The organism is Streptomyces sp. NPDC058525 (genome assembly GCF_042719495.1).
Lineage (GTDB): Bacteria > Actinomycetota > Actinomycetes > Streptomycetales > Streptomycetaceae > Streptomyces.
In genome coordinates, this window is record NZ_JBHXNP010000089.1 from 1 (window position 1) to 20,720 (window position 20,720).

General features: G+C 71.0%; 14 protein-coding genes. 5 read left to right on the plus strand and 9 right to left on the minus strand.

Features of this window, described 5'->3' with window-relative positions; genetic code table 11:
- Positions 1-160: 160 nt before the first annotated feature.
- Positions 161-781, minus strand: a complete 621-nt coding sequence (locus tag ACFWP3_RS31775) for a TetR/AcrR family transcriptional regulator (RefSeq protein ID WP_384227937.1) — start codon at positions 779-781, stop codon at positions 161-163.
- A 227-nt stretch (positions 782-1,008) separates the two neighbouring features.
- Here ACFWP3_RS31775 and ACFWP3_RS31780 point away from each other — a divergent pair, with 227 nt between their 5' ends.
- The 4 genes from ACFWP3_RS31780 to ACFWP3_RS31795 all read left to right on the plus strand — a co-directional run bounded on the left by ACFWP3_RS31780 (position 1,009) and on the right by ACFWP3_RS31795 (position 5,229).
- Positions 1,009-2,010, plus strand: a complete 1,002-nt coding sequence (locus ACFWP3_RS31780; protein ID WP_384227939.1) for a tetratricopeptide repeat protein — start codon at positions 1,009-1,011, stop codon at positions 2,008-2,010.
- Positions 2,011-2,582: 572 nt separating this feature from the next.
- Complete coding sequence (locus ACFWP3_RS31785) at positions 2,583-3,221, plus strand: DUF6230 family protein (RefSeq protein ID WP_384227940.1); 639 nt, start codon at positions 2,583-2,585, stop codon at positions 3,219-3,221.
- A 108-nt stretch (positions 3,222-3,329) separates the two neighbouring features.
- Positions 3,330-3,947, plus strand: a complete 618-nt coding sequence (locus ACFWP3_RS31790) for a DUF6114 domain-containing protein (RefSeq protein WP_384227942.1) — start codon at positions 3,330-3,332, stop codon at positions 3,945-3,947.
- Positions 3,937-5,229, plus strand: a complete 1,293-nt coding sequence (locus ACFWP3_RS31795) for a hypothetical protein (RefSeq protein WP_384227944.1) — start codon at positions 3,937-3,939, stop codon at positions 5,227-5,229. The genes ACFWP3_RS31790 and ACFWP3_RS31795 overlap by 11 nt, the downstream gene beginning before the upstream one ends.
- A 107-nt stretch (positions 5,230-5,336) precedes the next feature.
- Here the strand turns inward: ACFWP3_RS31795 and pyk are convergent, their stop codons facing one another.
- The 3 genes from pyk to pta all read right to left on the minus strand — a co-directional run bounded on the left by pyk (position 5,337) and on the right by pta (position 10,163).
- Entirely contained in the window at positions 5,337-6,767 is a 1,431-nt protein-coding gene (gene pyk, locus ACFWP3_RS31800) for a pyruvate kinase (protein WP_384227946.1), read from the minus strand.
- 62 nt (positions 6,768-6,829) lie between these two features.
- The gene (locus ACFWP3_RS31805) at positions 6,830-8,044 is read right to left on the minus strand and encodes an acetate kinase (protein ID WP_384227948.1); all 1,215 of its coding nucleotides are present in this window, start codon (positions 8,042-8,044) and stop codon (positions 6,830-6,832) included.
- A gap of 34 nt (positions 8,045-8,078) precedes the next feature.
- Positions 8,079-10,163, minus strand: a complete 2,085-nt coding sequence (gene pta, locus ACFWP3_RS31810; protein WP_384227950.1) for a phosphate acetyltransferase — start codon at positions 10,161-10,163, stop codon at positions 8,079-8,081.
- 227 nt (positions 10,164-10,390) lie between these two features.
- Here pta and ACFWP3_RS31815 point away from each other — a divergent pair, with 227 nt between their 5' ends.
- Positions 10,391-11,416, plus strand: coding sequence for an ATP-dependent 6-phosphofructokinase (locus tag ACFWP3_RS31815; RefSeq protein WP_384227952.1), 1,026 nt, complete (start codon positions 10,391-10,393; stop codon positions 11,414-11,416).
- Between the two features lie 118 nt (positions 11,417-11,534).
- Here ACFWP3_RS31815 and ACFWP3_RS31820 read toward each other — a convergent pair whose 3' ends face one another.
- From ACFWP3_RS31820 to ACFWP3_RS31840, 5 genes are all read right to left on the minus strand, one after another.
- Positions 11,535-12,155 carry a helix-turn-helix domain-containing protein gene (locus tag ACFWP3_RS31820; protein WP_384227985.1) on the minus strand — a complete coding sequence of 207 codons (621 nt, stop codon included), beginning with the start codon at positions 12,153-12,155 and terminating at the stop codon, positions 11,535-11,537.
- 333 nt (positions 12,156-12,488) lie between these two features.
- On the minus strand, positions 12,489-14,789 hold the full coding sequence (gene glgB / locus ACFWP3_RS31825) for a 1,4-alpha-glucan branching enzyme (RefSeq protein WP_384227954.1): 2,301 nt from the start codon (positions 14,787-14,789) through the stop codon (positions 12,489-12,491).
- The gene (locus ACFWP3_RS31830; protein WP_384227956.1) at positions 14,786-16,246 is read right to left on the minus strand and encodes a maltokinase; all 1,461 of its coding nucleotides are present in this window, start codon (positions 16,244-16,246) and stop codon (positions 14,786-14,788) included. The genes glgB and ACFWP3_RS31830 overlap by 4 nt, the downstream gene beginning before the upstream one ends.
- 169 nt (positions 16,247-16,415) lie before the next feature.
- The gene (treS, locus tag ACFWP3_RS31835) at positions 16,416-18,134 is read right to left on the minus strand and encodes a maltose alpha-D-glucosyltransferase (protein ID WP_384227958.1); all 1,719 of its coding nucleotides are present in this window, start codon (positions 18,132-18,134) and stop codon (positions 16,416-16,418) included.
- Positions 18,131-20,125: a maltotransferase domain-containing protein gene (locus ACFWP3_RS31840; protein WP_384227960.1), complete on the minus strand. Its 1,995-nt coding sequence runs from the start codon at positions 20,123-20,125 to the stop codon at positions 18,131-18,133. Before ACFWP3_RS31840 ends, treS begins: the two co-directional genes overlap by 4 nt.
- Positions 20,126-20,720 lie beyond the last annotated feature (595 nt).

Here is a 20,720-nt window from a genome sequence, read left to right on the forward strand (position 1 = left end):
CGTCCAGTACTCGGGCGCCCCTCCGCCTTGCGATGCACGGCGCCAGACGACGCGGGCTTAACCGGCAAGATCCGGAAGAGACGGCCTAGCGGCGAAGGTGCGCAGACGGCCGGCCGGGCCGCCCGAACGGGGGCGGACCGGCCGGCCGCCGCATGTCCGCTCAGGCCTGGGCCGGGCCCCGGAGGCCGTGCATCAGCAGGGCCGTGAAGGTGGCCACCCACAGCTCGTCCACCGGCTCGGAGCTCACCAGCGCGCGGTGCACCACGGTGCCCGCGATCACGTCGAAGATCAGGTCGGTGGTGCGGTCGGCGAGGTCTTGGTCCTCCTCGTACGGGAGTTCACCGCGGGCCTGGGCCCGCTCGCGACCCAGTACGACGAGACGTTTCTGCCGGTCCACGATGGCCGACCGGATGCGGTCGCGCAGGGCCTCGTCCCGGGTGGACTCGGACACCACCGCCATCAGGGCCGTACGGGCCTCCGGCCGCCGCAGCAGCTCCGCGAACCGCAGCACCACGTACTCGATGTCGGCTTCGAGGGAGCCTCGGTCGGGCAGCACCAGCGAGTCGAACAGCTCCGCGACCGCGTCCACGACCAGCTCGCTCTTGCCCGCCCAGCGCCGGTAGAGCGTGGTCTTGGCGACCCCGGCGCGGGCCGAGACGTCGCCCATCGTCAGCTTCGACCAGCCCAGCTCCACCAGTGCGTCCCGGGTGGCCGCGAGGATCGCGGTGTCCGCGGCGGCGCTGCGGGGGCGGCCGGTGCGGCCGGGGCTGGGGTTGCGCATGGCCGAGACCATACCCGCCGGTAGCCGAGAGGGCCGCTGTGGTTCAGATCACGGGCGCGGCAGGCCCGGAAGGAGTTACGCTACGGCTCGTAGCGTAAGAGCGACAACCACGCGAAGAGCTACTGGCGCCAGGTGGGGACCCGGCGCCGACCAGCACCACGGTCGCGGATCAGGTCAATTCCCGCGATCTTTTTCGTCGGCGCGCGCACTCGGGGGAGGATGTACGCATGCAGCCCAGAAACATGTCCATGAGCGGCGTCGTCGACCTCGCCGCGGTGAAGGCGGCCGGCGAAGCCAAGGCCAAGGCCGAGCAGACCCGCGCCGAATCGGCACGGCAGGCGGCGCAGGGCGGCGGGACGGGCCCGGCCGCCGGCGCCGTGCCGCCCTCCGCCCTCGTCATCGACGTAGACGAGGCCGGGTTCGAAAGCGATGTGCTCCAGCTCTCCGCCGAGGTCCCGGTCGTCCTGGACTTCTGGGCCGAGTGGTGCCAGCCGTGCAAGCAGCTCAGCCCGCTCCTGGAGCGTCTGATCACCGAGGCGAACGGCCGCCTCGTGCTCGCCAAGGTCGACGTCGACGCCAACCAGATGCTGATGCAGCAGTTCCAGATCCAGGGCATCCCGGCCGTCTTCGCCGTGGTCGCCGGTCAGGTGCTGCCGCTGTTCCAGGGGGTCGCCCCCGAGCAGCAGATCCGCGAGACCCTCGCCCAGCTGGTCCAGGTCGCCGAGGAGCGCTTCGGGATCATCGGCATCGAGGTGGACCCGAACGCGGAGGGCGCGCCCCGGGCCGCCGCCGAGGCGGAGGTCCCGGCCGGCCCGCACGACGCCCTGCTGGAGGCGGCCGTCGTCGCGCTCGACGCGGGCGACCTGGGCGGCGCGGTGCAGGCGTACAAGAACGTCCTCGCCGACGACCCCGGCAACACCGAGGCCAGGCTGGGCCTGGCCCAGGCGGAACTGCTCGTCCGCGTCCGGGACATGAACCCGCAGGCCGTGCGCACCGCCGCGGCCGAGAACCCGCGCGATCCGGCGGCCCAGATCGCCGCCGCCGACCTGGACCTGGTCGGCGGGCACGTGGAGGACGCCTTCGGGCGCCTGGTGGACACCGTGCGGGTGACGTTCGGTGAGGACCGGGACGCCGTACGGCTGCGCCTGCTGGAGCTGTTCGAGGTCATCGGCGCGGACGACCCGCGGGTCTCGGCGGCGCGTACGGCGCTTGCGCGGGTGCTCTTCTGAGGCCTCGGCAGCCCCGCGCGATTTGTTGACACGTAGGTAAACAGCGGCCGCGCTTTGCCAAAACTTGGTAAATGCGGCCGCTGTTACTCCGAGTAAGTCGAACCCCGTGAACTGTCCGGTGTGTTCACTCTTTCCCCGATCTGTCGTGGCCCTTGGTGGCACCCTGTGTGGCCGCTCGACGACAGCGGGCCTCACTCCGGTTATCTGGCCGTTACCCGCCAGTAACGAACCCCCTTGTGCCCCGGCCGGGAATGGACCACGATCGGCGACGCTCGGTCCTTCCCGCAGAGCCGCTCATCCGGCGCCGCGGTGAAGGGTCCCCACCGAGCCGGCCCGTGGCAGTGGCACGGGCCGTGGGACAGGGGGGTCTCTGCCGCACCGGCGGGGCCTGTCCTCCAGGTTGCGCGAACGCGTGGCCCAGTGGTTGTCGCTCGGGGGTGATCGCCGGTGTATCGGACGTGGCACAGCCGCGGCCCGGCCGCCTGCGCTCCTTCCCGAGGACGTAGCACTTCTCCCATCCCAGGACGGGCACGGCCCGGACCGGAGATGTACGTCCGAGAAGGAGGAACGAAATGAGTTCTCAGGTTCGTGGCGGGACCAGATGGAAGCGCTTCGCGCTCGTCATGGTGCCGAGCATCGCGGCCACGGCCGCGGTCGGTGTGGGTCTGGCGCAGGGTGCCCTCGCGGCGTCCTTCAGCGTCTCCGGCCAGGACTTCAAGGTCTCGGCCGACAAGCTCGACGGTGACAACCTCATCCAGTACGGCGGTATCGCCGAGGGGCACGACCTCAAGGGCAACGCGAAGCACCACCCGGTCACCATCTCCGGGTTCAGCCACGCCGAGATCACCAACATGTGCCAGTCACTGGTGACCCCGACGCCGCTGGGCAACATCACGCTGCAGCTGCGCACCGGCCACAAGGGCAAGCCGGCCGTCGCCGACAACATCTACCTGGATGTTGCCGAGCTCGACACCGACGCCGAGTTCAAGAACCTGGACATCGGTGTCGCGGTCGGTGACCCGAGCCACAAGACCAAGCCGCAGGCCGGTACGGTCGCCAGCCCCTACGCGTTCTCGCAGCGCGCGGACAAGGCGATCCTCACCAACGTCCGGCAGAAGGCGTGGGCGACCACGGCGGGCACGTTCAAGCTGCCCGACCTCAAGCTGCGCCTGGTCGGTGGCGACCAGCCGTGCTACCAGGACGAGAAGTAATCCGTCCCGGAGAGTGACCGGACGGGTGGCCGGCGGCGCGAGCCGGCGGCCGCCCGTCCGGGGCTCCACAGAGTTTTCCGTACCACCGTTTCCAGGGAGCTGTTGTCCATGAACCCCCAGGCCCCGGTTTATGTTCGCCGCGAAGACGACGCCTGGCTCACCGTGGTGTATTACCACTTCCACGCCTGGAGCGGTCGCCGTCCTTTCTGGGCCGGGCTGTTCACGCTCCTCGGTGGCTTCCCGATCGCCTACTTCCCGTACGCGGACCTCCGGCTGGGCAACATCAGCCTGGCGATGGCCACCACGGGCGGCGCCGGTGCACTGATCATCGGCGTCCTGCTGATCACGCTGGGCCTGGCCCTCTGGTTCCAGCAGGCCATCCGGGTCTTCGCGGGCGTCGCCGCGATCCTGCTGGCCCTGGTCTCGCTCCCGGTGTCCAACCTCGGCGGCTTCTTCATGGGCTTCAGCCTCTCCATGATCGGCGGCGCCCTCGCCCTGGCCTGGGTCCCCGGGCAGCCGGTGGACGAGTCCCAGGAGGAGCAGCGGCCGGCCGCCGTGGACATGAGCAAGGCGCAGGCGACGGCCGATCCCCAGGGCTTCCACGGCCCCGGCCCCGAGGGTCTCCACGGCCCCCAGGGCTTCCCGGGACAGCGCGCAACGGAAACACCGGCACACGCGAGCGACACGACTGCCCATGCCGATGGCGGGAGGAACAGTGCGGGGTGACGAGACGCAGCGGGGCGTGGCCCCAGGCGCAGAGTCCCGCGAGATCAAGGGGCCGCGGCACGCGGCGCCCAGGAAATCGCTGCTGAACAAGCTCCAGATACCCGTCGGCAAGACGATGGCGCTTGCGGCCATGCCGACGGCCGTGTTCGTCGGCATGGGCATGGCGCCCAGGCTGGCCGTGGCCGACGACAAGGAGATCCCCTTCGCGCCGGGGCCGTGCGTGACGCGGTCCGACGAGCCCAAGGAATCGGAGTCCGAGTCTCCGTCGCCTTCGAAGTCGCCTTCGCCGAGTGCGTCGCCCAGTGCGTCCCCCTCGCCGTCCGCGTCCTCGTCCGCGGCGGTCAAGCCGAAGCCGAGCGGCTCGCCGTCCCCGACGGCGACCAAGCCGGTGGAAGGGGCTCCGGCCGGCGCCACGGCCACGCCCGCGCCGACCCCGACGCCGACGCCGACCAAGAGCACCAACCCGCTGGACCCGCTGGGTGTCGGCGACGCGCTCAAGAAGCTCCTGGGTCCCTCCAAGGACGCGCAGCCGCCGGCCACCCCGACGCCCGCGCCGCCCACGGTGCCCGCTCCCAAGCCCGAGGCCCCCAAGCCCGAGGCCCCGGCGCCCGACCCGGCGGCGGACGCCATCCGGGAGGCGGCGAAGAAGGCCGGAGCCGAGGTCAAGGAGCTGTCCGACGAGGTCAAGGACACCGCCAAGACCCCGAAGGACGAGACGGGCGGCTCCGACGAGGAGGGGTCCGCCGAGGACGAGGCCACTCCGGAGGCGACGAAGGACGCGGACGGGAAGGAACCCTTCCCCTGCCCGACCTACGACGCCCAGGCCCTGGCCGACGCCGAACTGGAGCCGGGCATCCCGCTCCTGCCGGACGAGCCCTGGTACCTCGACAGCTCGCTGCTGACCCTCTACGGCCTGGACTACGCGGGCATCGTCGAGGTGAAGACGGCCGGCGGCAAGACCAAGAAGGTCCTGAAGTTCACCGCGGACTCGCTGGACATCAAGGACCTTTACCAGACGGTCGGCAAGGGCGGGAACGTCGCCCACCTGAAGTCCCGTCCGGGCTCCACCTCCAAGATCCGCGGCGGCACGGTGACGATGTACACCGAGAGCCTCAAGGGCAACCTCTTCGGCATCATCCCCGTCGAGTTCACCCCGAACAGCCCGCCGCCGCTGAACGTCCCCTTCGCGTTCTTCACGGACGTCAAGGTGGTCCAGGCCGGCCAGTTCGGCGGCACGCTCACGGTCCCGGGCCTGAAGAACTACATCGGCCCGCCGGAGTAGGCGCGTACGCATAAGGAAACGCCGAGGGCGGCACCCCGATCCGGTCGGGGTGCCGCCCTCGGCCTCTGTGCGGCAGAGTCCTGCGGTGGTGGAGCGGTGGCGCGACGTCAGTCGCGGGCGCCGCCGCCCAGGTGGTGTACGCGGACCATGTTGGTGGTGCCGGGGACGCCGGGGGGCGAGCCGGCCGTGATGACCATGGTGTCGCCCTCGTTGTAGCGGCCCAGCTTGAGCAGCTCGCCGTCCACCAGGTCGACCATCGCGTCCGTGTTGTTCACGTGCGCGACCACGTACGACTCGACGCCCCAGCTCAGCGTGAGCTGGTTGCGGGTGTTGACGTCGGTGGTGAAGGCCAGGATCGGCTGCGTGGCGCGGTAGCGCGACAGGCGGCGGGCCGTGTCACCGGACTGGGTGAAGGCGATGAGCGCCTTGCCGTCGAGGAAGTCCGCGATCTCGCAGGCCGCACGGGCCACGGAGCCGCCCTGGGTGCGCGGCTTCTTGCCCGGGACCAGCGGCTGGAGGCCCTTGGACAGCAGCTCCTGCTCGGCCGCCGTGACGATCTTCGACATCGTCTTGACGGTCTCGATCGGGTAGGCGCCGACCGAGGACTCGGCCGACAGCATGACCGCGTCCGCGCCGTCGAGGATGGCGTTGGCGACGTCGGACGCCTCCGCGCGGGTCGGGCGGGAGTTGGTGATCATCGACTCCATCATCTGGGTCGCGACGATCACCGGCTTGGCGTTGCGGCGGCACATCTCGATGAGCCGCTTCTGGACCATCGGGACCTTCTCGAGCGGGTACTCGACGGCCAGGTCGCCGCGGGCCACCATGACCGCGTCGAAGGCGTCGACCACGGCCGCCATGTTCTCGACGGCCTGCGGCTTCTCCACCTTGGCGATGACGGGGACCCGGCGGCCCTCCTCGTCCATGACCTTGTGGACGTCCTTGACGTCGTTGGCGTCGCGGACGAAGGACAGGGCGACCATGTCGCAGCCCATCCGCAGCGCGAAGCGCAGGTCGTCGACGTCCTTCTCCGACAGGGCGGGGACGTTGACGGCGGCACCCGGCAGGTTGATGCCCTTGTGGTCCGAGATGACACCGCCCTCGATGACGATGGTCTTGACCCGCGGGCCCTCGACCCCGGTCACCCGGAGCTCGACGTTGCCGTCGTTGATCAGGACCTGGTCGCCCTTGGCGACGTCACCCGGCAGGCCCTTGTAGGTGGTGCCGCAGATGGACTTGTCGCCCGGGACGTCCTCGGTGGTGATGGTGAACTCGTCACCGCGCACCAGCTCGACGGGACCCTCGGCGAAGGTCTCCAGACGGATCTTCGGGCCCTGGAGGTCGGCGAGGACGCCGACGGCGCGCCCGGTGTCCTCGGAGACCTTCCGGACGCGGTCGTACCGCTCCTGGTGTTCTGCCTGGGATCCGTGGCTGAAGTTGAATCGGGCCACGTTCATGCCTGCCTCGATGAGCGCTTTCAGCTGCTCATACGAGTCGACGGCGGGGCCCAGCGTGCAGACGATTTTGGAACGGCGCATGGAGCGGATCCTATCGGTTTGTTTCGTAGCGGAATATTCCGTCTGGCGGAAAGTCCAAGTGACTAACGAGTAACGAGCGCATACGCCTGGGTGGCGATCTCCAGTTCCTCATCCGTCGGGACCACGGCCACGGCCACCCGCGCATAGTCCGCCGAGACCAGCCGCGGCTCCGGGGAGCGCACCGCGTTGGCCTCCAGGTCCAGCGCCAGGCCCAGTTCGGCGAGGCCGTCCACGGCAGCTTCGCGGACCTGGTGGGCGTTCTCGCCGACCCCGGCCGTGAAGGCCACCGCGTCCACCCGGCCGAGCACCGCCGAGTAGGCGCCGATGTACTTCTTCAGACGGTGGACGTACGCGGCGAAGGCGACGGCCGCCGCCTCGTCGCCCTCGCCCGCCCGCCGCAGCACCTCGCGCATGTCGTTGTCGCCGCACATGCCCAGCAGACCGCTCTTCTTGTTCAGGAGCGAATCGATCTCATCCACCGAGAGGCCCCCCACCCGGGCCAGGTGGAAGATGACCGCCGGGTCCAGGTCGCCCGACCGGGTGCCCATGACCAGGCCCTCCAGCGGGGTCAGGCCCATGGAGGTCTCCACGCACACCCCGCCCCGGACGGCCGAGGCCGAGGCCCCGTTGCCCAGGTGCAGCACGATCACGTTCACGTCCTCCACCGGCCGGCCGAGCAGCCCGGCCGTCGCCCGCGAGACGTAGGCGTGGGAGGTCCCGTGGAAGCCGTACCGCCGGATGGAGTACTTGTCCGCCGTCGCGGCGTCGATCGCGTACCGCGCCACGTGCTCCGGCATCGTGGAGTGGAAGGCCGTGTCGAAGACGGCGATCTGCGGGATGTCCGCGCGCAGCCCGCGCGCCACCTCGATGCCCGTCACGTTCGCCGGGTTGTGCAGCGGCGCGAGGGGAATCAGGTTCCGGATCTCGGCCAGCACCGCGTCGTCGATCACGGTCGGCTGGGTGAACTTCGTCCCGCCGTGCACCACGCGGTGCCCGACGGCGGCCAGTTCGGGGGAGTCCAGGCCCAGCCCGTCGGCGGCGAGCTCCGCCGCCACGGCCTCGAGCGCCGCCTCGTGGTCGGCGATCGGGCCCACCTGCTCGCGCTTGCCGCCCGCGGCGCCCGGCCCGGTGAGCGGTTCGTGGACGAGCCGGGAGGTCTCCTCGCCGATGCGCTCCACCAGGCCGACGGCCAGCCGGGAGCGGTCCGCCATGTCGAGGAGCTGGTACTTGACCGACGAGGAGCCGGAGTTGAGGACGAGTACGCGCGATGCGGTCACGGTGCGGGTCTTTCCTTCGGGTGCGGTGGGTGGATTACCGGGCGGCCAGCGGCTGCGACTGGGCCTGGATCGCGGTGATGGCCACGGTGGTGACGATGTCCTGCACCAGCGCGCCGCGCGAGAGGTCGTTGACCGGCTTGCGCAGGCCCTGGAGCACCGGGCCGACCGCCACGGCGCCCGCCGACCGCTGCACGGCCTTGTACGTGTTGTTGCCGGTGTTGAGGTCCGGGAAGATCAGCACGCTCGCGCGGCCGGCCACCTCGGACCCGGGCAGCTTGGTCGCCGCGACCGAGGGCTCCACGGCCGCGTCGTACTGGATCGGCCCCTCGACAGCCAAGTCGGGGCGCTGGTCGCGGACGATCTCGGTGGCCTTGCGGACCTTGTCCACGTCCGCGCCGCTGCCCGAGGTGCCGGTCGAGTACGAGAGCATCGCGATCCGCGGCTCGACCCCGAAGGCGGCGGCGGTGGCGGCCGACTGGACGGCGATGTCGGCGAGCTGCTCGGCATCGGGGTCCGGGTTGACGGCGCAGTCGCCGTAGACGAGGACCCGGTCGGCCAGGCACATGAAGAAGACCGAGGAGACGATGGAGGCCTCCGGCTTGGTCTTGATGATCTCGAAGGCGGGGCGGATGGTCGCGGCGGTGGAGTGCACGGAGCCCGAGACCATGCCGTCGGCCAGGCCCTCCTGGACCATCAGGGTGCCGAAGTAATTGACGTCGGTGACCACGTCGTTGGCCAGCTCGACGGTCATGCCCTTGTGGGCGCGGACCTTCGCGTAGTACTCGGCGAATCGTTCCCGCAGCGGGGAGGTCGCCGGGTCGATGAGCTGTGCGCCCGAGATGTCGATGCCGAGGTCGGCCGCCTTCTTCAGGATGGCCGGCTCCTCGCCCAGCAGGGTCAGGTCGCACACGCCGCGCCGCAGCACCACGTCCGCGGCGCGCAGCACGCGCTCCTCGGTGCCCTCGGGCAGTACGACGCGGCGCCGCTCGGAACGGGCCCGCTCCAGCAGCTCGTGCTCGAACATCATCGGGGTGACGCGCTCGGAGCGGGCCACCGACAGCAGGTCGCGCAGCTCGCCGGTGTTCACGTGCCGCTCGAAGAGGCCGAGCGCGGTCTCCAGCTTGCGCGGGGTCGCGGAGTTCAACCGGCTCTGCAGCGCGAAGAGTTCGGCGGCCGTCGGGAAGCTGTTGCCGGCCACCGACACCACGGGCGTGCCCGGCGCCAGCTTCGAGGCCAGCGTGAGGATGTCCGGACCCGGGCGCTCGTTCAGGGTGAGCAGCACGCCGGCGATCGGCGGGGTGCCCGAGGTGTGCGCGGCCAGGGCGCCGATGACCAGGTCGGAGCGGTCCCCGGGGGTGACGACCAGGCAGCCGGGGGTCAGGGCGCCCAGGAAGTTCGGCAGCATGGCGCCGCCGAAGACGAAGTCGAGGGCGTCGCGGGCCAGCCCGGCGTCGTCGCCGAGGAGCACCTCGCCGCCGAGCGCCCGGGTGATCTGGGCGACGGTCGGGGCGGAGAGCGACTTGTCGTCCGGCAGGACGTAGCAGGGCACGGGGAGGCGGGCGGCCAGCCGCTCGGCTATGACGTCGCGGTCCTCGGCGGCCACCCGGTTGACGACCATCGCGACCACCTGGCAGCCCAGGCTCTCGTACGCGCGGTAGGCGTTGCGGGCCTCGGCGCGCACGGCCTCGGCGGGATGCTTGACGCCGCCCACGACGGGGACGACGACCGCGCCCAGCTCGTTGGCGAGGCGGGCGTTGAGCGCGAGCTCGTCGGGCAGGTTGGTGTCGGCGTAGTCGGTGCCGAGGACCAGCATGACCTCGTACTCGCGCGCCACCCGGTGGTAGCGGTCGACCAGCCGCGACACCAGCTCGTCGGTGCCCCTCTCGGCGAGGATCGCGGAGGCCTCGTGGTACTCCATGCCGTAGGCCGTGGCGGCGTCCTGATCGATCCGGTAGCGGGCCTTGAGCAGGTCGAAGAGCCGGTCGGGGCCGTCGTGGAGCAACGGGCGGTAGACGCCGACCCGGCCCGTCTGCCGGGTCAGGAGCTCCATGATCCCCAGTTCGACGACCTGGCGGCCATCCCCCCGCTCGATGCCGGTCACGTACACGCTGCGCGTCACGCGTGCTCTCCGTCCATGCTGTGAATGTCCATTTAGTGTGGCTTGACCTCTTGACAATACCTCTGCCGGTGGATAGGACGCCCGCCGGGAAAAAGGCCTGGCCGGAAGGGTCGAAAGGCCCGGCGGGCGGAGCAGTACAGGACGCGCGGCACCCCGGGCCCGTGGAACAATCGGACAGGCTTACTCATTACGCCCTTCCTCACATGTACGGCAGGAGACACAGCACGATGCGTATCGGAGTTCTCACCGCGGGCGGCGACTGTCCGGGCCTCAACGCTGTCATCCGGTCGGTCGTACACCGCGCCCTGGTCGGGCACGGGGACGAGGTCATCGGTTTCGAGGACGGCTTCAAGGGCCTCCTCGACGGCAACTACCGCCCGCTCGACATCAATGCCGTCAGCGGCATCCTGGCCCGCGGCGGCACGATCCTCGGCTCGGCCCGCATGGAGCGCGCCCGGCTGCACGAGGCCGCCGAGAACGCGCGGGAACTGGCGAAGCGCTACGGCATCGACGCCCTCATCCCGATCGGCGGCGAGGGCACCCTGACCGCCGCGCGGATGCTGTCGGACGCCGGGATGCCCGTGGTCGGCGTACCGAAGACCATCGACAACGACATCTCCTCCACCGACCGCACCTTCGGCTTCGACACGGCCGTCATGGTCGCCACCGAGGCCATCGACCGCCTGAAGACCACCGCCGAGTCGCACCAGCGCGTCATGGTCGTCGAGGTCATGGGCCGCCACGCGGGCTGGATCGCCCTGGAGTCCGGCATGGCCGGCGGCGCCCACGGCATCTGCCTGCCCGAGCGCCCCTTCGAGGTGGACGCCCTGGTGAAGATGGTGGAGGAACGGTTCGCCCGCGGGAAGAAGTTCGCCGTCGTCTGCATCGCGGAGGGCGCGCACCCGGCCGAGGGCTCCATGCCGTACGAGAAGGGCGCCATCGACCAGTACGGCCACGAGCGCTTCGCCGGCATCGGCAACCGGCTGGCCGTCGAGCTGGAGCGGCGCCTGGGCAAGGAGGCCCGCCCGGTCATCCTCGGCCACGTCCAGCGCGGCGGCACCCCCACCGCCTACGACCGGGTCCTCGCGACCCGCTTCGGCTGGCACGCGGTCGAGGCCGTCCACCGCGGCGACTTCGGCAACATGACCGCCCTGCGCGGCACCGACATCGTGATGGCCCCGCTGGCCTCGGCCGTCACCGAGCTGAAGACGGTCCCCGAGGACCGCATGTACGAGGCCGAGTCCGTCTTCTAGGCGGTCCCGGGGCGCGGGACCTCCGCCCCCGATCCGCCCGCCGAACGGCCCCGCTCCCGTCCCTCTCCAGGACGGGCCGGGGCCGTCGCGACAGGTGTCCGGTCCGCCCGGATGTGTCCTACGACGCACCGCCGGCGAGGCTCCAGAACCGGTCCACGATCTCCGCGAGGAACTCCCGCCCCGCGTCGCCGCTCCCGGCATCACCGCCGCTGCCCCAGCTGAGCGTCGCCACCATCCGCGACTGGTACTCCCCGTGCAGCCGCTCCAGCACCCGCTCCAGGTGGGCCTTGGGGATCGGCAGCATCTTGCCCAGCGGCTTGACGTACGCCTGCCAGCGCGTGGTGACCGCACTGCGCAGCAGCTCGGCCAGCTCCTCCTGCTTGCCGGTGGCCGTCACGAACTGGGCCAGCGACAGCCCGAGCACCGTCGCCAGGGCGGCGGACTGGCGCTCGTTGCCCTTCCAGCGGCCGGTGTCCTCCATCTTCTGGTAGGCGCTCGCCTCCAGACCGAGCCGCCGGGCCAGCTCCTCGACGGCCAGCCCCCGGGATATCCGGTGCTCCCGCAGGGTGACCGGCTCGGCGAGCAGCTCCCCGGGTGAACACCACAGGACGCCGGCGAGGGCCGTGAGCTCGGCCGAGGAGGGCGATATCTCGCCACGTTCCCAGGCCATCACGGTCTCGGGCGTGACGATCAGTCCGTACTGGGCGCGCAGGCCATAGGCGACATGACCGGGAGCCATGCCCAGGGCCGCGCGGAGACGACGCGCGGCGGGGGCATTGAAAGGTGGGCTGGAGTGCACACGGCACACCGTAGGAGTGGCTGGGCATCGGCGACTACAGACCAATCAAACAAGCCCATAACTCGTAGGAACATCCTAGGGAGTTATGGCATTTCGCCGGTTTTTCCGGCGACCGTCCGGTAATCGGTGCACGGAAGATCGACTACTCCGTACGGTTCCAGCCGCCGCCGATCGGCGCAAGACCCCTCACAGCTCTCACACAATGCCTTGACACGGCGGGCCCGCGCCGAGCGGGTGCTCCTCCGGGAGCCGGAGGAGCACCCGCGGCCGCCGCTACGGCCTGAACCAGACCGTCGCCAGCGGCGGGAGCGTCAGGCGCAGGCTCGCCGGGCGGCCCTGTGCGGGCACCGGCTCGGGCCGCACCGGCTGCAGGTGGCGCACCCCGCTGCCGCCGTACTGCTCCTGGTCGGTGTTGAGGACCTCCCGCCACAGCGGGACCTCCTCCGGCACCCCGACCCGGTACCCGTGCCGCACGACCGGCGAGAAGTTCGACACGCACAGCAGCTGCGAGCCGTCCTGGGCGTACCGCAGGAAGGCGAACACGTTGTCCTCGGAGGCGTCCGCCTCCACCCAGGAGAAGCCCTCCGGCACGGTGTCCCGCTCCCACAGGGCGGGCGCCGCCGTGTAGGTGCGGTTCAGGTCGCGCACGAGACTGCGCACGCCCCGGTGGTCGCCGGCCGCCGGATAGGAGTCGTCCAGCAGCCACCAGTCCGGCCCGTACACCTCCGACCACTCCGAGCCCTGGGCGAACTCCTGACCCATGAAGAGCAGCTGCTTGCCGGGATGGGCCCACATGAAGCCCAGGTACGCCCGGTGCGCGGCCCGCTGCTGCCACCAGTCCCCCCCGGGCATCTTCGACACCAGCGAACCCTTGCCGTGCACCACCTCGTCGTGCGAGATCGGCAGGACGTAGTTCTCGCTGAAGGCGTAGATCATCCCGAAGGTCATGTCGTGGTGGTGGTACTTGCGGTGCACCGACTCCTTCGACATGTAGCGCAAGGTGTCGTGCATCCAGCCCATGTTCCACTTCAGGCCGAAGCCCAGCCCGCCCGCGTCCGTCGGCCGCGTCACGCCCTCCCACGCCGTGGACTCCTCGGCGATCGTCACCACGCCCGGGCAGCGCCGGTACACGGTCGCGTTCATCTCCTGGAGCAGCGCCACCGCGTCCAGGTTCTCCCGCCCGCCGTGCTCGTTGGGCGTCCACTGGCCCTCGCTGCGCGAATAGTCGAGGTAGAGCATCGAAGCGACCGCGTCCACGCGCAGCCCGTCCACGTGGAACTCCTCGCACCAGTACACGGCGTTGGCCACGAGGAAGTTGCGGACCTCCTTGCGGCCGTAGTCGAACTCCAGCGTCCCCCAGTCCGGGTGCGCGGCCCGCCGCGGGTCCTGGTGCTCGTACAGCGGCCGGCCGTCGAACTCGGCCAGCGCCCAGTCGTCGCGCGGGAAGTGCGCGGGCACCCAGTCGACGATCACCCCGATCCCGGCCCGGTGCAGCGCGTCCACGAGCAGCCGGAAGTCGTCCGGGCCGCCCATCCGCGAGGTCGGCGCGTAGAAGCCGGTGACCTGGTAGCCCCAGGAGCCGCCGAAGGGGTGCTCGGCGACCGGCATCAGCTCCACGTGCGTGAAGCCGAGCTCCTTCACGTATCCCGGCAGCTGTTCGGCGAGCTGCCGGTACGAGAGCCCGGGCCGCCAGGACGCCAGGTGCAGCTCGTACACGGAGAAGGGGGCCTGGTGCGCGGCCCGCGCCCCGCGGTGCGCCATCCACTCCTCGTCGCCCCACTCGTACGCCGAGGCGGTCACCCGCGAGGCGTTGGCCGGGGGCACCTCGGCGGCGCGGGCCATCGGGTCCGCGCGCAGGGTGTGGCTGCCGTCGGGGCGCGTGATGTCGTACTTGTACAGCGCCCCGGCGCCCACGCCGGGCAGGAAGAGCTCCCACACGCCGCTGGCGCCGAGCGAGCGCATCGGGTAGGCGACGGAGTCCCAGTACGAGAAGTCCCCGGTGACGCGCACCCCCTGGGCGTTCGGCGCCCACACCGTGAACCGGGTGCCGGCCACGCCCTGGTGCTCCATCGGCTCGGCGCCGAGCGCCTTCCACAGCTGCTCGTGGCGGCCCTCGCCGATCAGGTGCAGGTCCAGCTCGCCGAGCGCGGGCAGGAACCGGTACGGGTCGTGGACCTCGATCTCGTCGCTGTCGTAGGTGACCAGCAGCCGGTAGTCCGGCACCGCGGTCAGCGGCAGCAGCCCGGAGAACAGCCCGTCCCCCTCGTCGAAGAGCTCGGCCCGCAGCCCCTTGGCCACCACGGTGACCGCCTTGGCGTACGGGCGCAGCACGCGGAAGGCCACCCCGCCGCGCACGGTGCGGGCGCCCAGCACCCCGTGGGGGTCGTGGTGGCGGCCCTCCAGGAGGCGGGCCCGTTCCTCCCCGCCGAGCGCCGGCGCCGGCCGGACCCCGTGCGGAGGGGCGGCGCGGCGGGCCCGGGGCGTGCGCCCCGTCCGTGTCGCCGGCTTGGCGGACGCCGGGACGGCTCCGGTTTCGTCGCTGACGGTCGGTGACGGCTGTCGTGCGGCGCTCACGCGAGCGGCCTCCTCGGGGGCTTCTGACGGGGTTGCGGATGCGGGGAGATGGAGCCGGGGGCGGGCGGGGTCGGCGGCACCCGGTGGGCGGGCCGCTGGGGTTCCGAGAGCCGCCGGATCGCGGCCATCGGGACGTGCAGCCAGTCGGGGCGGTGCCGGGACTCGTAGCGGGCCTCGTACACCGCCTTGTCGGTCTCGTACGCGCGCAGCAGTACGGGATCCTCGCGGGGGTCGCGGCCCGTGGTGCGGGCGTAGCCCTCGCAGAAGGCGGCCCGGCAGTCGTCCGCCCAGGCGGGGGCGAACGGCCGGTGCGAGCGTGCGGCGTAGTCGAAGGAGCGCAGTATCCCGGCGATGTCGCGCACGGCCGGTTCGGGGCGGCGCCGGTCGGCCAGCGGCCGGGCCGGCTCACCCTCGAAGTCGATCAACGACCAGGAGCCGTCGAGGGTGCGCAGGGTCTGGCCCAGATGGAGGTCCCCGTGGATCCGCTGGGCCGGCACCCCGGCTCCGCGGGAGGCGGCCAGCGCGTCGAAGGCCCCCCGCAGCCCCGCCTCGTAGGGCCGCAGCGCGGCGACCTCCCGGGCGGTGGCGGCGAGCCGGGCCGTCATCCCGGCGGCGAGCCGGGCGGTCTGCTCCGGGCCGAGCGCGACGGTGGGCAGGGCCGCGGCGAGCGCGCTGTGCACCTCGGCGGTGGCCCGGCCCAGAGCGTGCGCCTCGGCCGTGAAGTCCTCCCCGGCGCCGAGCCGGCGCAGCGCGAGCTGCCAGCCGTCGTCGGAGCCGCGCAGGTAGGGCTGCAGCACGCCCAGCGTCAGCACCTCGCTCCCGGGCAGCTCGGCCTCGTACCAGGCGACGGGAGCCGGGACGCGGGCGCAGCCGGCCGCGGCCAGCGCCCTGGGCAGCTCCAGGTCCGGGTTGACCCCCGGACCGACCCGCCGGAACACCTTGAGGATGTACGAATCCCCGTAGATAAGCGAGGAGTTGGTCTGCTCGCCGGACAGCGGCCGCGGGGCGAGCCCGGCCGGGACGGGCGTGTCCGGGTCCCGCTCGAAGCGCAGCGGCCCGAGCACACCGGGGGAGCGCAACCGTTCCAGCAGCATCGCCGCGAGCCGGGGATCGCCCAGCCCCTCGTACACCGCCCGGCCCGCGTACGGGCCCTCCTCCGCGTGGCCGATCAGGGTGTGGGCGAGCGCGGGGGGCAGGGTCGGGCGGATGCCCAGCAGGAGTTGGTAGCAGTCCCCGTCCACGTCGAGGAGCAGGTGCAGCAGCCCGGGGACGGACCCCGGCGGCAGTAGTTCGGCGGCCGAGACGGCGCTCAGCGTACCGATGGCCCGGCCCTTGCCCGCGAACCAGCGCTGCGTGGGCAGCCAGGTCCGCAGCATCGGTTCCAGCGGGCCGATCCCGGTGAGCAGGGCGGCCCGGTCGGCCGTGAGCCGGCTCCGGGCGGATGCAGCCTCCGACATGGCGTCGCGTCCTTTCCCCGGGCCGTCACAGAATGCGCAGAGTGTCCCGGATGTGCGGCAGTTGCTTCTCCGGTAAGTGCGAGTGTCGGGTCAGGATGATCCGTACAGGGGCGGGCGATTGACCCATTCGCGTGCTGCCCGCCCCGTACCCGGCCTGTGGGACGTGTCCCTAGTCGGCGCGCTGCTTGCCGCGTTGCTCGGCGCGCAGCCGGAACCAGTAGAAGCCGTGTCCCGCCAGGGTCAGCAGGTACGGCCACTCGCCGATCGGCGGGAAGCGCACATCACCCGTGAGCTCCACCGGGACCCGCCCGTTGAACGACCGCAGATCCAGCTCGGTGGGCTGCGCGAAGCGGGAGAAGTTGTGCACGCACAGCACCAGGTCGTCCCCGAACTCGCGCAGGAACGCGAGTACCGCCGGGTTGGACGAGGGCAGTTCGGTGTACGAGCCGAGGCCGAAGGCGGGGTTCGCCTTGCGGACCTCGATCAGCCGACGGGTCCAGTGCAGCAGTGAGGAGGGCGATGCCATCGCGGCCTCGACATTGGTGACCTGGTACCCGTAGACCGGGTCCATGATGACCGGCAGATTCAGCCTGCCCGGATCGCAGGAGGAGAAACCGGCGTTGCGGTCCGGGGTCCACTGCATCGGCGTGCGGACGCCGTCGCGGTCGCCCAGCCAGATGTTGTCGCCCATGCCGATCTCGTCGCCGTAGTAGAGCACCGGCGAGCCCGGGAGGGACAGCAGCAGGGCGGTGAACAGCTCCATCTGGTTGCGGTCGTTGTCCAGCAGCGGGGCGAGGCGGCGCCGGATGCCGATGTTGGCCCGCATCCGCGGGTCCTTGGCGTACTCGGCGTACATGTAGTCGCGCTCTTCGTCCGTGACCATCTCGAGGGTCAGCTCGTCGTGGTTGCGCAGGAAGATGCCCCACTGGCAGCGGTCCGGGATCGCCGGGGTCTTGGCCAGGATCTCGGAGACCGGGTAGCGGGACTCTCTTCGTACGGCCATGAAGATGCGCGGCATGACGGGGAAGTGGAAGGCCATGTGGCACTCGTCCCCGCCCTTCGCGAAGTCCCCGAAGTAGTCGACGACGTCCTCGGGCCACTGGTTGGCCTCGGCGAGCAGCACGGTGTCGGGGTAGTGCGCGTCGATCTCCTCGCGGACCCGCTTGAGGAGCCGGTGGGTGCGCGGCAGGTTCTCGCAGTTGGTGCCCTCCTCGGCGAAGAGGTAGGGCACGGCGTCCAGCCGGAAGCCGTCGATGCCGAGGTCCAGCCAGAAGCGCAGGGCGGAGAGCACCTCCTCGACGACGGCCGGGTTCTCGTAGTTCAGGTCCGGCTGGTGCGAGAAGAAGCGGTGCCAGTAGTACTGCTTGCGTACGGGGTCGTACGTCCAGTTCGAGGTCTCGGTGTCGATGAAGATGATGCGGGCGTCCTGGTACTGCTTGTCGTTGTCCGCCCACATGTAGTAGTCGCCGTACGGACCGTCCGGGTCCTTGCGGGACTGCTGGAACCACTCGTGCTGGTCGCTGGTGTGGTTCATGACGAAGTCGATGATCACCCGCATGCCGCGCTGGTGCGCGGCATCCACGAACTCGACGAAGTCGGCCAGGTCGCCGAACTCGGGGAGCACTGAGGTGTAGTCGGAGACGTCGTAGCCGCCGTCGCGCAGCGGCGAGGCGAAGAACGGCGGCAGCCAGAGGCAGTCGACGCCGAGCCACTGCAGGTAGTCCAGCTTGGCGGTGAGCCCCCTGAGGTCCCCGACGCCGTCGCCGTTGCTGTCGTGGAAGGAGCGGACGAGGACCTCGTAGAAGACGGCCCGCTTGAACCAGTCGGGGTCGCGGTCCTTGGCGGGGGTGTCCTCGAAGGTGTCGTGGACGGGATCGTTGATCATCATGTGGTGGGTGACCCTCCGGTGGGCGGGGACGGTCGCAGAGCGGCAAGCACGTGCGCGGGCGTGCGGCCCGGCTCTAGGCGCACGTAGTTCGCCCTGCCCCAGTGATAGGTCTCGCCGGTGAGCTCGTCGCGCACCGCGAGGGACCCGTGCCAGTCGAGGCCGAGTACCGGCATGTCCAACGAGACCGTCGCCTCCTGGGTGTGGTGCGGATCGAGGTTGACGACCACCAGTACGGAATTGGCGCCGGCGTGCTTCGAATAGGCGATCACCTGTTCGTTGTCGGTCGAGTGGAAGTGGATGTCGCGCAGCTGCTGGAGTGCGGGGTTGCGCCGGCGCATCCGGTTCAGCGCGGTGATCAGCGGGGCGATGGTGCGGCCCTCGCGGTCGGCCGCCGCCCAGTCGCGCGGCCGGAACTCGTACTTCTCGGAGTTCAGGTACTCCTCGCTGCCCTCCCGCACCGGGGCGTTCTCGCACAGCTCGTACCCGGCGTAGACCCCCCAGGCGGGGGACAGGGTGGCGGCGAGCACCGCGCGCACCTCGAAGGCGGGGCGGCCGCCCTTCTGCAGGTACTCGTGGAGGATGTCCGGGGTGTTGACGAAGAAGTTCGGCCGCATGACGGAGGCCGACCGGGTGCCGGAGAGCTCGGTCAGGTACTCGGTGAGCTCGGCCTTGGTGTTGCGCCAGGTGAAGTACGTGTAGGACTGCTGGAAGCCGACGGCCGCCAGCGCGCGCATCATCGCCGGGCGGGTGAAGGCCTCGGCCAGGAAGATCACGTCCGGGTCGGACTTGTTGATGTCCGCGATCACCTTCTGCCAGAAGGACACGGGCTTGGTGTGCGGGTTGTCCACCCGGAAGATGCGCACCCCGTGGTCCATCCAGTACCGCAGGATCCGGCAGGTCTCCTCGATCAGGCCGGCCATGTCGGCGTCGAAGTGGATCGGGTAGATGTCCTGGTACTTCTTCGGCGGGTTCTCGGCGTACGCGATCGTCCCGTCGGCGCGGTGGCGGAACCACTGCGGGTTCTTCTCCACCCACGGGTGGTCGGGGGAGCACTGGAGGGCGAAGTCCAGGGCGATCTCCAGACGCAGGTCGCGGGCGCGGGCGACGAAGGCGTCGAAGTCCTCGATGGTCCCGAGGTCGGGGTGGACCGCGTCGTGGCCGCCCTCGGTGGAGCCGATGGCCCACGGCACGCCCGGGTCCCAACTCCCCGCGGAGAGAGTGTTGTTCGGGCCCTTGCGGTAGGTGGAGCCGATCGGGTGGATCGGCGGCAGGTACACCACGTCGAAGCCCATCGCCGCGATCGCGGGCAGCCGCTCGGCGGCGGTCCGGAAGGTGCCGCTGACCGGCGCCTCGCCCGGTTCGACGACCGCCCCCTCCGACCGGGGGAACATCTCGTACCAGGACCCGAAGAGGGCCCGCTTGCGCTCGACCAGCAGCGGCAGCGGCTTGGCGGCGGTGACCAGCTCGCGCAGCGGCTTCCTGGCGAGCGCGGCGTCCACGGCGGGGTCGAGGGCGGCCGCGTACCGCTCGGCGACCTCCCGGTCCTCGTCCCGCATGGCGTCGGCGGCGGCCAGCACCGCCTCGCGGCCGTCACGCTTGGGGATCTTGGCCGCGGCGCGGGCGTAGAGCTCGGCGCCTTCGAGGAGGGTGAGGCCGGTGTCGATCCCGGCGGGGATCTTGATCGCGGCATGGGCCCGCCAGGTGGCCACCGGATCGCTCCACGCCTCGACGGTGTACGTCCACCTCCCCTCGGCCTCGGCGGAGATCCGCGCCCCCCACCGGTCGGTGCCGGGGGCGAGCTCGCGCATCGGCACGGGGGGCCGCAGCCGCCCGCTCGGATCGCGGAGCACGATGTGGGCGTTGACCGCGTCGTGTCCCTCGCGGAACACGGTTGCGGAGATCTCGAAGACTTCGTCCACGACCGCCTTGGCGGGTCTGGCGCCGCAGTCGACGGCAGGGCGGACGTCCAGCACGGGAATGCGACCGATCATGATGGGATCACCTGGGGGCAGTTCGCAGGGCTCGGTGACAACAGGCCAGCCGGTATCGCGGCTGGTAGTGCACGCTCTGTTCGCTCTGTTTCTAGCCGCTCGGTGGACGGCTGGGCTGCGGGCATGGCCGCTCCTGTCCGCGTTCACTCGGGTGGCGGGGAGAGGTTGGGGGCGGGTGCGCCGTGCGTGTACCACGTGTACCCGGTGAGCCCTTCCCACTCTCTCCCCGCGCAATCCGCGCCCTTGGTTAACTACTCGTACGTAGTGGCACGGCCAATACCAAGTCCCGGGTCGACATCCGCGCGGGCTCCGTCAAGTCGCGCAGGACTACCTGATGTAGCGACATCCATCACGAGCCCCACCTGTCACCCGACCCTCGCGGGGACCCACGGGCCACAGGATCGAATGTGGAGGAAACGGGCAGATCGCGAATGCTTCCGTACGGATGTACGGGTACGCGCACTTGGCAGATTTGGCCGGAGTTGGCCGGTTCCGCATGGCCCGGACCGCCCGGCCCGCCCGAAACGGACACCCGCGATCCCACGGAGTGGGACGGCCCGACACGGGTCAGGCCGCCCCGGCACCTGACACGGGC

What these genes read in the sequence shown, in the direction of transcription:
- pyk (WP_384227946.1), bottom strand. Translation starts at nt 6,767, where the DNA reads ATGCGCCGTTCCAAAATCGTCTGCACGCTGGGCCCCGCCGTCGACTCG.
- ACFWP3_RS31780 (WP_384227939.1), top strand. Translation starts at nt 1,009, where the DNA reads ATGCAGCCCAGAAACATGTCCATGAGCGGCGTCGTCGACCTCGCCGCG.
- ACFWP3_RS31785 (WP_384227940.1), top strand. Translation starts at nt 2,583, where the DNA reads ATGAGTTCTCAGGTTCGTGGCGGGACCAGATGGAAGCGCTTCGCGCTC.
- ACFWP3_RS31790 (WP_384227942.1), top strand. Translation starts at nt 3,330, where the DNA reads ATGAACCCCCAGGCCCCGGTTTATGTTCGCCGCGAAGACGACGCCTGG.
- treS (WP_384227958.1), bottom strand. Translation starts at nt 18,134, where the DNA reads ATGATGATCAACGATCCCGTCCACGACACCTTCGAGGACACCCCCGCC.
- ACFWP3_RS31820 (WP_384227985.1), bottom strand. Translation starts at nt 12,155, where the DNA reads ATGGCTCCCGGTCATGTCGCCTATGGCCTGCGCGCCCAGTACGGACTG.
- ACFWP3_RS31815 (WP_384227952.1), top strand. Translation starts at nt 10,391, where the DNA reads ATGCGTATCGGAGTTCTCACCGCGGGCGGCGACTGTCCGGGCCTCAAC.
- ACFWP3_RS31840 (WP_384227960.1), bottom strand. Translation starts at nt 20,125, where the DNA reads ATGATCGGTCGCATTCCCGTGCTGGACGTCCGCCCTGCCGTCGACTGC.
- ACFWP3_RS31830 (WP_384227956.1), bottom strand. Translation starts at nt 16,246, where the DNA reads ATGTCGGAGGCTGCATCCGCCCGGAGCCGGCTCACGGCCGACCGGGCC.
- ACFWP3_RS31775 (WP_384227937.1), bottom strand. Translation starts at nt 781, where the DNA reads ATGCGCAACCCCAGCCCCGGCCGCACCGGCCGCCCCCGCAGCGCCGCC.